Genomic DNA, 13,279 nt, shown 5'->3' with positions numbered 1-13,279 from the left:
GCGCTCCCTGACCACAAAGGATGTGCGCCATGAAGTCACTCCTGATCGCGATCTGCGTCCTGCTCTTCGCTCTTCCCGCCCAGGCCGACACCATGACCGAGATGCACGACTGCATCCAGGACTGCCTGGGCAGCTACAGCGACCTTTCCTGGGACTTCTATCTCTGCGTACGGGACTGTCTCAAGAAGTGGGACGCGCAGAAGGGCGACATCAACGTCGCGGTCGCCCCGTCGAGCAGCGGGTACGGCCGCCTGCTCGGGCTGCCCTTCCTGCGGATCGCGGCCGGCGACATGGTCACCGTGGACTTCGACATCGCAAGTGCCGATCCGCTCCTGGGCATAGACCTCTATCTGACCCGCGGCGAGGACCTGCCGCCATCGCCTGAGTTCGGCGAACTTCTCGGATCCGACACCGACCCGACCGACGGCTGGGCCGTCAGCTTCGACACCGATGGCTACGGCGAGTTCGGCGGCATACTGGTCGCCCGCGCCCACTTCGCCGGCCACGACGAGGAGATCGACGGCGACCAGGCGGTGGTCTTCATCGCCACCGCAGCGCCTGCCGGGCTGCCGACTGACCCGCAGTTGGACTTCACCGCCACCGCCCTGACGCTGACCGTCGAGGACGGCGTGGCCACAGGCGTTCTCGAGTATCACCTTGCCGTGGGCCAGGACTTCTCGCCCTCGGTGGCAACGGAAATGGCCGTTGAAGTCAACGGCATCCTGGTCGACGCGACGGACGTCGAGACGGAAGTGGTCGCGGGCGGCCTGAGTTGCTATATCGGCTCGGCGCCTCCGTGTGACGGCGGCTGTCCCACCGGCGAGTGCAAGACCATTCGTGTGGAACTGGGGGATTTCCTCTTCGACAAGTGCGCGTGCGACCTGTTCGCCTCCGTATCGTTCTCTGTTCCGGCTGCCCCTGGCGATCTGGTGCTCGTCCGCCTCGACGCCGGCGACGACGCCGCCGAATTCGACGAATTCGACAACGTGGTCGGCAGCTGGATCCCCTACGTCGCCGACGCTCCCGAGGTGCCCGGCAGTCGGATCTCGCACGTCGCCAACCATCCCAACCCGTTCAACCCCCGCACCGTCCTGACGTTCGTCCTGGCGGCGGCGGCCGACGTGCGCGTCGAGATCGTCGATGCCCGTGGCCGCAAGGTCCGGAGCTTCGGCTCGCGTCGACTGGCGACCGGCCCGCAGGAACTGGTCTGGAACGGATGCGACGACGCCGGGCTGGCGGCGCCCTCGGGCGTGTACTGGTACCGCGTGATCGCCGACGACGAGATCGCTACCGGCGCCATGGCGCTCATCCGCTAGGAAGAAGTGCTGGGAGGCCGGAGGATCGGTATTCCATCCGTTTTCACCGGATCTGCTCCCCGAACCACTGCGCCGACCCGATAGGCGGCAGACCGTTAGGGCACCCGAGGCGGGGCGGCGGGCCCGCTTCGCGGCCGAGCCGAAAGCGGGTCTGCCCCGATGGATCCGGAGGGAAGCCGCGGGCACTGGATCTTGTGAACCGTCCCGCACCGCGGTCCCTAGATCTTGTGCACCGTCCCGCACCGCGGGCACTTGGCCCCCGGCGAGGCGAAGCCGGGCGGGATCTTCAGGACGGTGCCGCAGGCGCACGGGATGCGGCGGTAGCCTTCCTTGCCGTAGAGGAAGTCGTCCACCTCGCGGGCGCGCACCTTCCGGGCCGCCGGTTCCGGCCGCGGGGCCTCCCGGCGCGGCGCGGCTGCGGCGCCGGCATCGTCCTTCAGCGCCGAGCCCGGGATCACGCCCCCGCCCCCCCTCACCTTGCGGTAGCTCTCGTCGTAGGCCCGGAAGCTCGCCCCGCCGCCCATGCTGCGCAGGATGCGGATGCGCTCGTCGATGGGCGGGTGGGTGCTGGTGGCGTTCGCCGCCATCTTTCCGCTCCGCTTCAGCGGGTTGATGATGTAGTTCGGCGCAGTCGCACTCGTCACGTTGCCCAGCTTGTGCGAGTCACCGGCGATCTTCTCCAGCGCCCGGGCCAGGCCCTCGGGGTAGCGCGTGAAGGTGGCCGCCGAAGCGTCGGCCAGGTACTCGCGCTTGCGGCTGACGGCGAAGTAGATGAGCTGCGAAAGGATCGGGGCCAGGATCATCAGCACCACGGCGATCACGGCGAAGATGGCTCCCGAGTCGCCGCCGCCGTCGCGCCGGCTGCGGCTGCGGCCGCCGCCGAACCACATGCCGCGCAGGCCGATCTCCGAGAGGATGACGATGGCGCCCGCCAGCACGCCCGCGAAGAGCATGAGCTGGATGTCGCGGTTGCGCACGTGGGCCATCTCATGGGCGATCACGCCCTGCAGCTCGTCGCGGTCGAGGGTGCGCAGCAGGCCGCTGGTGACGGCCACCGCCGCCGTCTCGGGCGTGCGCCCGGTGGCGAAGGCGTTGGGCGCGGGGTCGTCGATGACGTACAGGGCGGGGATCTTCGGCAGGCCCGCGGCGAGGGTCATCTCCTCGACGATGTTGTGGAGCATGGGCAGGTCGCCCGGCGCCACCTTCTTCGCCCGCGCCACCGACAGCATCACGTTGTCGCCCTGGAACCAGGCCGTGGCCGTCATGATCGCCCACACCACCAGGGCCAGGACGAGGCCGGCGAGGCCGCCCCCGTCCCGCCCGAGGAAGGCCACGCCGCCGAAGAAGCCGAGGGCGCCGAGCAGCAGGCCCATCATCGTCACCAGGACGATCGACTTGCGCCGGTTGGCCGCGATCTGTTCCCACATGTGTGTCGCCGCGCTTTCGGAAGACTACTTGTCGAAGCTGACCTTCGGGGCCTCGCGCTGGGCCTCGTCGGTCACCTCGAAGAACTTCTCCTGCTGGAAGTTGAACATGCCGGCGATGATGTTCCCGGGGAACATCTGCACCTTGTTGTTCATGTTCATGACGCTCTCGTTGTAGAACTGGCGGGCGAAACCGATCTTGTTCTCGGTGCTCGTCAGTTCCTCCTGCAGGGCGAGGAAGTTCGTGCTGGCCTTCAGGTCGGGATACGCCTCGCTCACGGCGAGCAGGCGGCCGAGGGCCATGCCCAGCGCGCCTTCGGCCTGCATGCGGGCCCCCACGTCGCCCGAGCCGGCTCCGGCCACGGCCGCGCGGGCCTGGGTCACGGCCTCGAGGGTCTCCCGCTCGTGGCTCATGTACCCCTTCACCGTCTCCATCAGGTTCGGGATCAGGTCGAAGCGGCGCTTCAGCTGCACGTCGACCTGGGCCCAGGCCTCCTTGACCCGGTTGCGCAGCCCGACCAGGGAGTTGTAGATCCCGATCACCCACACCACGACAACGACGATCAGGCCGAGGATGATCATCAGGGGCACTGCTAGCATGATTCTTCACCTTTCTGGGGAAACATCTCGCTCAGGAAGCGCCGGACGTCCGGCGGGACCTGCCAGCCGCTGGCCGCCAGGTCGGCCGTGAGGTCGCCCAGCTCGTGGGCGTCGAACCACAGGCCGCACCCGTCCGGGCAGCTGTCGATGAGTACACGGTGTCCGGGGCCGATATTCACCTTGTCCATGCGGCGGCGACAGATGGGGCAGTCGCGGCCCGCCTCGTCGGTGTCGGCCGCCGCGAGGACGGCGTGGCGGTCGTCGAGCAGCAGCTCGAGCTCGCCGGCGTCGAACCACACGCCGTCGCAGCCGGCGCAGAGGTCCAGTTCGATGTTGTCGTACTCGACCACGAAGGTCGGCACGCGGCAGACGGGGCATTTCATGGGAACCCTCCTGCGCCTCAGGATCGATCAAGCGCGGCGAATTGGCAACGGTCAAACCCGCCGGACGTGCTAGACTGCCTTCATGTTGCGCACCACCAGCGAAATCCTGCAGGCCCGCGGCGTGACCCGCCCGACCCTGCTTCTCGACGAGGCCCGGGCCCGGGCCAACATCGCGCGCATGGCCGCGCGCGCCCGCGCGGCCGGCGCCGCCTTCCGCCCCCACTTCAAGACCCACCAGTCGGGCGCCGTCGGGCGCTGGTTCGCCGACGCCGGCGTCGACCGCATCACCGTCTCGAGCCTCGACATGGCGCACCATTTCGCCGACCTCGGCTGGCGCGACATGACGGTGGCCATCCTGCACAACCCGCTGGAGACGCCGCGCGCGCTGGCCCTGGCCCGGCACCTGCACGAGCAGGGCGGCCGGCTCGGGCTCCTCGTCGACGATCCGGACGTGACCGCCGCGCTGGCCGCCGTCGCCGACGTGCCGCTGGCGGTGTCGGTGAAGATCGACACGGGCTACCGCCGCTCCGGCCTGGCCTGGGACCAGGGCGAACGCCTGGACGCCGTGCTGGCCGCCTGCACCGGATCGCTGGCGCCGGCCGGCCTGCTCACCCACGCGGGGCACGCCTACGAGGCGCGGAGCCGGCGGGCCGTCCAGGCCGTCTACGACGTGGCCATCATGCGCCTGCAGGCGATCCGTGCGGCCGCGAACCGCCCCGATCTGCCGCTCTCGTTCGGCGACACGCCCTGCTGCAGCCTGGTGGATGACCTGTCGGCCTGCGACGAGATCCGGCCCGGCAACTTCGTCTTCTGTGACCTGATGCAACTGGCGATCGGGAGCTGCGGGCCGGGCGACCTCGCGGCGGCGGTGGCGTGTCCGGTGATCGGGGTGTACCCGGAGCGGCGCGAGATCGTGATCCACGGCGGGGCGGTGCACCTGTCGAAGGAGAGCCTGGCCGGTCCCGACGGGAAACCCTGCTACGGGCGGCTCGGCACGGTCGCCGGCGACGGGTTCGGCGAGGTGCTGTCCGGCACCGTCCTGACGGGCCTGTCCCAGGAGCACGGGGTCGTGCGCTGCGACGCCGGCCTCGCCGACGGCCTCGTGCCGGGCGATCTGGTGCTCGTCTGGCCCGTGCACTCGTGCCTGAGCTGCGACCTGCTGCGGAACCGGATGGAGGCGCCGGTGACGTTCTGACGCCTCGGGGTCGCGCGACTCCGCCGGGAATCAGTGATCGCCCCGGGACCCGGCCTCGCACGAGAATCCCCGCCAGATGTCGCCCATGGTCGACCACACCGCGTGGCTCGCGGGCTGCGGAGAGACCGCGATGGAGATCACCCGCCGGTCCTGCTGCTCGCACCTGTCGATGCGGATCTCCAGATACAGGTCCAGCGGGCGTCCGGTGACGAAGGGTTCGAAGATGTGGGCCGTACCGCTGATCTGCATCGGACCGACCGACTCGGGGTCGGGTTCGGTGCGGAGTCTCACCGTCGATTCATGCTCACCCATCTCGAAGCCGCGGCCCGGCCCGACGGCGGCGGCCAGTCCGTCCCAGTAGGCGACAAGATCCCCTTCGAGACGGCTGACCGAGAAGTCCGCGTCGGGCTCGACCCACCACACGAAGGTGTAGGTCCAGAAGTCCACCGCCGTCGAGTCGAACATGCCGGGGGCGAACCGCAGCTCCTCCAGTCCGGCGTAGTCCAGATCGGGCGCGAAGCCGAGGGGGAAGGGGATCGTTTCTGTTTTCCAGCCCTCGGGTGTCGGCAGATGGAACGGCAGCGACCCGGTTTCCTGGGCGGCGGCGGGGAAGGCGGCGATCGACACCAGGAGCAGCAGGGCTATGCGGAGCATGGAGACAGTCCTTCGTGGGGGTGGCCGGCGAGCCGCCGCGATGCCGGTGATCCCGGTCGCGAGGCGGGGTGGTCGAAAGGCGGCTCCTACACGGAAGGCCCGAGCGAGGTTCCCCACAAACGGCCCGGCGCCCGTTCTGGCGGTCCCGACGCGCACCTGCCGACCGGACGGACGCAACGAGCCTACAACCCCCGCAACCGCTCCCGGTCCTTCGCCGGCAGACTCGCCACGATCAGCTCGTACCCCTCGTCGATCAGCGCCTTGGCGAACTCGAGGTCGACCGAGCCGTCCATGGTGATGCTGTGCCAGTGCTTCTTGTTGAGGTGGTAGGCGCCGGTGATGCCGCTGTACTGCTCGCGCAGCTCGACCGAGCGCTCCGGATCGCACTTGACCGACACGTAGACCGGACGCGCCTCCCAGGCGAGGAAGCCGAAGATCTTGCCGCCCACCTTGAAGACCATGACCTGGTCGCCGAAGGGATAGCCCTCCTCGGCGCCCGGCTTGGCCAGCAGGTAGTCGCGGAGGGGCTCGCAGTGGGGGTCGAGGGGGCGGGGCTCGGCGGCCGTTTCCTTGCGGGCGAGTTCCGCGGCCTCCTCGGCCCTGCGTTCGAGGCGGCGCTTCAGGGCCGCCTTGGTGCCGAACTTCCGTTTCGCCATCTCATTCCTCGTGGCCGTACCCGCAGATGGGGCACAGGGTCATGCGTTTGGCGCCGAGCGGGATCACCGGGACGAAGAACAGGGTGATCCAGTTGCGCTGTTCCCAGCGCCGCCACGTGCGGCGGTTGTGGCAATGCGGGCAGTCGCGCTCCCCGTCCGGACCCAGGTCCTTCGTGCGCGGCCCGAAGCCGAAGATGAAGAACATCAGTCGGCCTCGCGCGGCGGCACGTGCGCCGAGGCCCGGGCCGCCCAGTACCACACGGCCTCGGCGAACTGCTCGGCGGAGTAGGCGCAGAAGGTGCCGCCCGGCTTCGCGAGCATGTTGCGGGCCATGGTCAGGGGATCCATGGGCTCGTCGGCCGAGGGGCCGGCGATGAGGCAGACGACCTCCCAGGCGCAGTCGGTGCTGCGGGTGCCCCCGTTCTCGAGCAGGGTATCGGCGGAATAGAGCACGACCGAAGCGTGAACCGCCGGCTCGCGGGGACCTGCGGCCGTCACGCGCACGTAGCCGTCCTCGTGGGCCTGGCGGCGCTCGAAGGCGGCGTGCAGGGTCGTCGACTCGTCGACGCGCACCGTGCTGGACACGAAACCGGCCGGATCGACCGGCACGACGACGACCTTGTCCAGGCCCGTGCGGCCGGCGCCCGGGCGGCGCTGCGACCAGTTCGCCCGCACGCGGTCGAGCAGCTCGTCCGGCGTGCCCCCGAACCAGGTGTGCTTGCCGCCGGGGCGGTGGCGGCCCGCGGCGAAGTCCGACCAGCCGAGGCTCGGCGCCGGGTCCGGATCATTTCTCAAGACGATTCCTTCCACGTGTATTAACTTGGGGCACCGAAATCCGGCCCGCCCGCCCGGGGCGGGGCCCGCCCACCGGCGACCGCCGTCAAGGAGACATCATGACCTACCCCGTCAACGAAAAGCAACTCATTCGCGACTGCGAGATCGGCGAGGGCACGAAGATCTGGAACTTCGTGAACATGTACTGCTGCAAGGTCGGCCGCGACTGCATGGTCGGCCACTTCGTCGAGATCCAGGAGGGCGTGACCATCGGCGACCGCACGCGGATCCAGAGCCACACCTTCATCTGCGACATGGTGCACATCGGCAGCGACGTCTTCGTGGGCCACGGGGTGATGTTCATCAACGACACCATGCCGCCCCAGCCGGAGAAGGAGAAGTGGAAGCCCACCTACATCGGCGACCACGCCAGCCTCGGCTCCAACTGCACCATCATGCCCGTGAAGGTGGGCGCCCACGCGGTCATCGGCGCCGGCGCGGTGGTCACGAAGGACGTGCCCGACGGCGCCATCGTCGCGGGCAACCCCGCGCGCATCCTGCGCTACAAGGACGGCTTCGGTCCCAAGGAGTCGAGATGATGTTTCCCCGCTGCGCCCGCGTCTGCGCCCTGCTGGGCCTGCTCGCGGCCACCCCCGCGATGGCCGCCGGGCCCGAGGGCGCACCCGCCGACTCCCTGACGACGGTGCTGCCCGCGGTGACCGTCAGCGGCGAGAAGGCCGAACTGCCCAGTCCGGACCGGACCCGCATCGACGCGCCCCGCCTGGCGGTGCAGGACCCCGGCTCGCTGGCCGACGTCGCCGGCCTGATCCCCTCGGCGCGCGTGGTGACCAACAGCCGCGGCGAGACGCCGCTGATGATCCGCGGGGCGCCGGAGCGGCACGTGCAGGTCTTCCTCGACGGCATTCCCCTGAACCTGCCCTGGGACGAGCGCGCCGACCTGCGGATCGTGCCCGTCGTCGGCACGAGCCGGCTCGAGGGCACGCGGGGCCTGACGACCCTCCTCGACGGTCCCGGCGTGCTGGCCGGCAGCGTGAAGATCCTGACCCCGACGCCCGAGCCCGGGGCCCCGCGCAACCGGGTCGCCTTCACGGTGGGCGAACACGTCCTGGGCAGCACCGAGCTCGAGCACAACGGCCGCCTCGGGGCCTGGGACGTGCTGGCCGCCGGCGGCTGGCACGGGCGCAACGCCGTGAACCTGCCCAGCGACACGGTCGAGCGCGACGGCTCGGACCGCCGCCTGAACAGCGACCTGAGCCAGTATGCGGCCCTCGTGCGGGGCAGCCGCGCCGTGCGGGAGGTGGGGCGGCTGAGCCTGCTGGGCACCTACTGGACGGCCGAGCAGGGCGTGCCCGCCGAGCTGCACCTGCCCGATGCCGACGCCCGCTTCTGGCGCTACCCCGTGCGCGAGCGGGCGCTGCTCGGCGCGACCCTCGAGGTGCCCCTCGATCGCGAGGGGCGCTGGGATCTGGCGACGGCCCTGAGCGCCGACTTCTTCCGCCAGGAGATCGACCCGCGCGGCCCCGACGGCTGGGACGCCGAACTGCAGACCGGCGACGACTACGAGAAGAACTGGGACCGCACCGGCTACGGCAAGGCCCGCCTGACCCACTGGCTGGGCGACACGACCCAGCTCGCGGTGCAGGGCACGGCCCGCTACACCCACCATCGGGAGATCCTGACCGTGGGCGGCCCCACCGACGCCTACAGCCAGTGGCTGGCCTCGCTGGTGGCCGAGTTCGAGTTCCACCCCGTGACCGACTGGCAGGTTCGCCTGGGCGCGGGCATCGACCACGTGGCCACGCCCGAGTCGGGCCCCCAGCCGGCCAACGAGGCCGCCAGCCACGGCACCTGGAACGCGCGCCTGACCCGACCCCTGCCCGGCAACGCCGAGGCGCACCTGGCGGCGTCGCGCCGGACGCGGGCCCCCTCCCTGCGCGAGCTGTACAGCGGCGCCCTCGGGCGCTTCGTGCCCAACCCCGACCTCGCGCCCGAGCAGCAGGTGCTCTACGAGGCCGGCTACGCGCGCGTGGCCACCCGCTGGCGCATCGAGGCGGCGGCCTTCCTGCTCTATCTCGAGGACGGCATCGAGCGCATCAGCCTGGACAATCCGGCGCGCCAGTTCCAGCGCGTGAACCGGACCGAGATCCGGGTGCCGGGCATCGAGCTCGCCGGTTCGTGGGGCCTGGGCCCGGACCTCGACCTGGCGGCCCAGCACACCATCCTGGCCGCGCGGGTGAAGGACGACGCCGACTTCGACCGCCCCGCCGAGGACCGGCCCGACTACCTCTCGCGGCTCGGCCTGAACTGGGCGCCGCCGCGCGGGCCCAACGGCCTGGCCGAGGCCGTCGTCACCGGCCCCCGCTGGAGCGCCGACGCCACCGACCCGTCCGGCCTGCGCCGCCTGCCGGCGGGCGTGGTGTGGAACGCGCGCCTGGGATGGCGCTTCGACCGCCCGGCGCGCGGCCTCGAGGCCCACCTGCGGCTCGACAACGTCTTCAACACGCGGGTCGACGACCAGGTGGGGCTGCCCAACGGGGGGCGCACCTTCTCGGGCGGGCTGGCGGTGCGGTTCTGATCCGGCGCGGCCGGACGGCCTAGTAGACGGGCATGTCGGGATCGACGTCCCGCGCCCAGGCGGCCACGCCGCCGGCGAGATTGATGACGCGCGTGAACCCGCTGCGTTCGAGGAAGGCCGCGACCATGCGGCTGCGGATGCCGTGGTGGCAGATCACGACTGTCTCCCGCGCCGGCTCCAGATGGGCGATGCCCGCCGGCAGGCGCCCCATGGGCAGCAGCAGGGAACCCTCCAGGCGGCAGATCCCGTACTCCCACTCTTCGCGCACGTCGAGCAGCAGCGGCGGTTCGTTCGCCGCGGCCAGATGGTCGCGCAGTTCGCTGGCGGTCAGGTCGCGCACGTTGCTCTCCTCGTTGGCCGCGCCCGCCTTCGGGCGCCGCGGGTTCCCACGATACGACAAGGCGGGCCGCACAGCGACCCGCCTCGTGTGGAGGAACGGCGCCCCACCCCGGCACCGCCTCCGTCGAATCCCGGCCGCCTAGCGGACGGCCTTGTCCAGGGCCGCGTCGTCCGCGCAGCCCGCACCGACGACGCCGACGGCGAGCAGGGCGCAGATCATGAGCAGGTTCTTGAGAGTCTTCATGGTGCTTCTCCCGATGGTCTATGGTCGAACGGCGCCAGAGTCGTGACCCCGTGGTGTTCGCATTCCGTACAATTACTGTATAGGACATTGTATATACAAAATTCAGGGTGTCAAGACCGGAATGGCGGAAGACCCCCTGCTGGGCGCAAAAAAAGGCCGGATCTCACGGTGGAGACCCGGCCTCGAAAACCAGAAGACGGTGCGGCTGTTAGACCTGCACGTACTTCGACGCCGGCACGTTGCAGATCGGGCAGCGCTCGGGCGCCGCGCCGAACTCGATGTGGCCGCACACCGGGCACAGGTAGAAGTTCGTCTCGGCGAGGTCCTCGCCCTTCTCCGCCGCCGCGAGGGCCTTGGCGTAGAGTTCGGCGTGGATCCGCTCGGCGTCGACCGCGAAGCCGAACATGCGCTTGGCCTTGTGGTCCTCCTCGATGGCCTTGGCCAGCATCGGCGGGTACATGTCCTCGAACTCGTAGGTCTCGCCGCCGATGGCCGCCTTCAGGTTGGCCACGGTGTCGCCGACGCCGTCGAGGGCCTGGAAGTGGCCCGCGGCGTGGATGCGTTCGGCCTGGGCCGTGGTGCGGAACAGGCGGGCGATGTTGGGCATGCCGTCCTTCTCGGCCTTCTCGGCGAAGGACGTGTACTTCTGGAACGCCTGGCTCTCGCCGGCGAAGGCTTCCTTGAGGTTTTCGGTCGTGTTGGGCATGACGGTCCTCCGGCTGGGGTTCGATTCCACCCGTCAACCATGTCCAATCGAACACATAAAATCAAATTGAAAAGATTTTCAAAATCTTATGTTGCAGGGTGTTACAGACAGCCAGGGGACTTCCTGGCCCTTGTTCCCCGGATTCACGAACCGCCCAGCAGACCGAACTGGTTGGCGTGGTGCGCGGTGTGGTGCCGGATGAGGTTGACGACATCCCCGGCGTCCATCCGGCCGTAGAGCGGGTGGTCATGGGTTCCCGACAGGGCCGCCACCTCGTCGAAAGCGGCCAGCAGTTTCGTGCGCTCGGCCTCGAATTCCCCGGCGGGGGTTGCGCCGGACCGGATTCCCGGCAGGGTCTTCAGGTTCCGGGGCGTGGCGGTCGGCGACTTGGCCAGCGCCCGGCGCAGGAACAGGGGGCCCAGCAGGCGGGCCAGCAGGCGCATGGGCAGGGGGACGGCGACGCGCCCCAGGTACAGATCGATGAACTTCCGGCAGTGCCGGACCATCTGGGTGCAGGTCATGCTGCCCCAGCGCCCCGGGGTGTCCGGGCCGGCGTGGCCGAACGCGGTGCGCAGCTGGTCCAGGGTCGGGGTGTCGGGTGCGGGAGCGGGAAGTCTCATCGAAAACGGTCCTCGTCCGGGGTTCCGGTCACGTCGTCCAGTGCACCAACGTGATCCGGAAGCCGCCTCGCCGCAACTCATCCCATCGTGCGGACCAGGCGATCCCCGGAATCTGCGACTCGCGGACCCTTCCGGCAGACGGTCGTCCCGGCGGTGGCGGAGACACCCCCGCCGGCCTACTTCACCAGGCGGCACCCCAGTGCGATGCTCAGGAACTTCGACTCCTCGCTGTCGGCCCGGCTGGTCAGCACGCAGGGCGCCGAGGTGCCCACCACGGCCGCCGCCAGCCGCGCCCCCGCCAGCAGCGTGCTCGCCTTGTAGAAGACGTTGCCCGTCTCGATGTTCGGGAACACGAGCACGTCGGCCTCGCCCCCCACGCGCGAGTCGAGACCCTTGATGCGGCAGGCCTCGGCCGACAGGGCCACGTCCAGGGCCAGGGGGCCCTCGACGATGGCGTCGCCGAAGCCGCCGGCCGCCGCGATCTCCGCCGCGTCGGTGGTGGCGGGCATGCGCGGGCTCACCTTCTCGGTGGCCGCGATGAGCGCGGCCCGGGGCGCCTCCACGCCGAAGCTGCGCGCCGCGTCGAGGCAGTAGCCGAGGATCTGGCGCTTGGCCTCGCGGTCCGGCGCCGGGATGATGGCCACGTCGCCGGCGAAGAGCAGCTTGCCGCAGGCCGCGACGTAGGCCGGCAGCTCGAAGACGCTCACGTGGGAGAGCACGTTCCCCGGCGGCAGCAGGCCGCGCTCCTTGTCCAGGATGAGCTTCATGTAGTCCGAGGTGGCGATCAACCCCTTCATGAGCACGTCGGCCTCGCCGCCGCGCACCATCGCCACGGCCCGCGCCCCCGCCGCCGCCACGTCCGGCTCGTCGACCACGCGCACGGCCGCGAGGTCGAGGTCCTGGGCCGCGCCCAGGGCGGCGGCGATCTTGTCGGGATTGTGGGCGAAGTCGTCGATGACCTCGACGCCGCCGGCCACGCCCACGGTCTGGAAGCGCCGCGCCACCCCGCCGAAGCCGGCCAGGGCCCGGGCGGCTGCGTCCAGCGGCACGCCGGCGGCCCGGGCCGCGGCCACGGCCGCCAGGGCGTTCTCCACGTTGTAGGCCCCGGGCACCGGCAGGCCGAAGGCGGTGTCCTCGATCGTGAATCGCGCACCGTCCCGCTCGAGCACGACGTCGCGGGCGCGCAGGCCGGGACCGTCGCCGAGCCCGTACACGAGGGCGCCCCCGCGCAGGTCCGCCAGCTCGGGCCGATCGGCCACGATGAGCGGCCCCTGCACGTTCTCCCGGAACGTCATGAACATGGCCATGATCTCGGCGGGCGGCTTGTGGTCGAGGCCGAGGTTCAGCACCACGCCGGCCCAGGGTCGGTAGCGGACGAGGCTGCCGTCGCTCTCGTCGGCCTCGATGACGAGCCACGGCGGGCCGTCGGCCGCGGGCGCGGGCGCCCAGGCGTTGCCCAGATGGCCGGCCGCGACCAGGTCGGCCAGGCCCGCGCCGGTCAGCAACCCGGGCCCGAGGCCCGCCTCGCGCAGGATGGTGAACACCATGGCCGTGACCGTCGACTTGCCGCTGGTGCCGCTGACGGCGATGGTGCGGTGGGAGGCCACGTGGCGGGCCAGCAGCTCCGAGCGGTGCAGGATCGGCACGCCGGCCTCGCGGGCGGCGCGCACGTCGGGCACGCGGTCCTCGACGGCGGTGCTCACCACCACGGCGTCGGGCCGGTCGCCGGCCGGGTCCAGGGCGAGGAAAGAGCCGTCCTGGGGCACGAGGGA

Annotated in this window: 15 protein-coding genes; 4 read left to right on the top strand and 11 right to left on the bottom strand. The window is 70.7% G+C overall.

Annotated elements, in window-relative coordinates; translation table 11 throughout:
* Positions 1-29 precede the first annotated feature (29 nt).
* Positions 30-1,316, top strand: a complete 1,287-nt coding sequence (locus KDM41_04070) for a hypothetical protein (GenBank protein MCB1182587.1) — start codon at positions 30-32, stop codon at positions 1,314-1,316.
* Positions 1,317-1,534: 218 nt separating this feature from the next.
* Here the strand turns inward: KDM41_04070 and KDM41_04065 are convergent, their stop codons facing one another.
* Genes KDM41_04065 through KDM41_04055 form a run of 3 tightly spaced genes read right to left on the bottom strand, consistent with a single transcriptional unit; the run spans position 1,535 to position 3,723 of the window.
* On the bottom strand, positions 1,535-2,743 hold the full coding sequence (locus KDM41_04065; protein MCB1182586.1) for a M48 family metalloprotease: 1,209 nt from the start codon (positions 2,741-2,743) through the stop codon (positions 1,535-1,537).
* 24 nt (positions 2,744-2,767) lie between these two features.
* A complete protein-coding gene (locus KDM41_04060; protein MCB1182585.1) occupies positions 2,768-3,340 on the bottom strand; it encodes a LemA family protein in 573 nt (190 codons plus the stop codon).
* Positions 3,334-3,723 (bottom strand): zf-TFIIB domain-containing protein, encoded by a 390-nt coding sequence (locus KDM41_04055; GenBank protein MCB1182584.1) that lies wholly within the window; start codon positions 3,721-3,723, stop codon positions 3,334-3,336. Before KDM41_04055 ends, KDM41_04060 begins: the two co-directional genes overlap by 7 nt.
* A gap of 82 nt (positions 3,724-3,805) precedes the next feature.
* On the opposite strand from KDM41_04055, the gene KDM41_04050 reads away from it, so the two are divergent.
* Positions 3,806-4,918 carry an alanine racemase gene (locus KDM41_04050; GenBank protein ID MCB1182583.1) on the top strand — a complete coding sequence of 371 codons (1,113 nt, stop codon included), beginning with the start codon at positions 3,806-3,808 and terminating at the stop codon, positions 4,916-4,918.
* A gap of 30 nt (positions 4,919-4,948) precedes the next feature.
* Here KDM41_04050 and KDM41_04045 read toward each other — a convergent pair whose 3' ends face one another.
* The 4 genes from KDM41_04045 to KDM41_04030 form a co-directional block, all read right to left on the bottom strand.
* Positions 4,949-5,572, bottom strand: a complete 624-nt coding sequence (locus KDM41_04045; protein MCB1182582.1) for a hypothetical protein — start codon at positions 5,570-5,572, stop codon at positions 4,949-4,951.
* A gap of 182 nt (positions 5,573-5,754) precedes the next feature.
* The gene (locus KDM41_04040; GenBank protein MCB1182581.1) at positions 5,755-6,228 is read right to left on the bottom strand and encodes an MmcQ/YjbR family DNA-binding protein; all 474 of its coding nucleotides are present in this window, start codon (positions 6,226-6,228) and stop codon (positions 5,755-5,757) included.
* 1 nt (position 6,229) lies between these two features.
* Positions 6,230-6,433, bottom strand: coding sequence for a zinc-ribbon domain-containing protein (locus KDM41_04035; protein MCB1182580.1), 204 nt, complete (start codon positions 6,431-6,433; stop codon positions 6,230-6,232).
* Positions 6,433-7,023 (bottom strand): DUF3228 family protein, encoded by a 591-nt coding sequence (locus KDM41_04030; protein ID MCB1182579.1) that lies wholly within the window; start codon positions 7,021-7,023, stop codon positions 6,433-6,435. Before KDM41_04030 ends, KDM41_04035 begins: the two co-directional genes overlap by 1 nt.
* 98 nt (positions 7,024-7,121) lie before the next feature.
* On the opposite strand from KDM41_04030, the gene KDM41_04025 reads away from it, so the two are divergent.
* Positions 7,122-7,601 carry an N-acetyltransferase gene (locus KDM41_04025; GenBank protein MCB1182578.1) on the top strand — a complete coding sequence of 160 codons (480 nt, stop codon included), beginning with the start codon at positions 7,122-7,124 and terminating at the stop codon, positions 7,599-7,601.
* Positions 7,598-9,598: a TonB-dependent receptor gene (locus KDM41_04020; protein MCB1182577.1), complete on the top strand. Its 2,001-nt coding sequence runs from the start codon at positions 7,598-7,600 to the stop codon at positions 9,596-9,598. Before KDM41_04025 ends, KDM41_04020 begins: the two co-directional genes overlap by 4 nt.
* Before the next feature lie 19 nt (positions 9,599-9,617).
* Here the strand turns inward: KDM41_04020 and KDM41_04015 are convergent, their stop codons facing one another.
* The 4 genes from KDM41_04015 to KDM41_04000 all read right to left on the bottom strand — a co-directional run.
* Positions 9,618-9,938, bottom strand: a complete 321-nt coding sequence (locus KDM41_04015) for a sulfurtransferase (protein ID MCB1182576.1) — start codon at positions 9,936-9,938, stop codon at positions 9,618-9,620.
* Between the two features lie 451 nt (positions 9,939-10,389).
* Positions 10,390-10,887: a rubrerythrin family protein gene (locus KDM41_04010; GenBank protein MCB1182575.1), complete on the bottom strand. Its 498-nt coding sequence runs from the start codon at positions 10,885-10,887 to the stop codon at positions 10,390-10,392.
* Positions 10,888-11,030: 143 nt separating this feature from the next.
* Positions 11,031-11,507, bottom strand: a complete 477-nt coding sequence (locus KDM41_04005; GenBank protein MCB1182574.1) for a DinB family protein — start codon at positions 11,505-11,507, stop codon at positions 11,031-11,033.
* 176 nt (positions 11,508-11,683) lie between these two features.
* The coding region (locus tag KDM41_04000; GenBank protein ID MCB1182573.1) for a hypothetical protein at positions 11,684-13,279 on the bottom strand (1,596 nt) is incomplete at its 5' end.

This window comes from bacterium (genome assembly GCA_020440705.1).
GTDB lineage: Bacteria > Krumholzibacteriota > Krumholzibacteriia > LZORAL124-64-63 > LZORAL124-64-63 > JAGRNP01.
The sequence above is the reverse complement of the archived record's forward strand: the minus strand, read 5'-3'. Positions and strand labels throughout refer to the sequence as shown.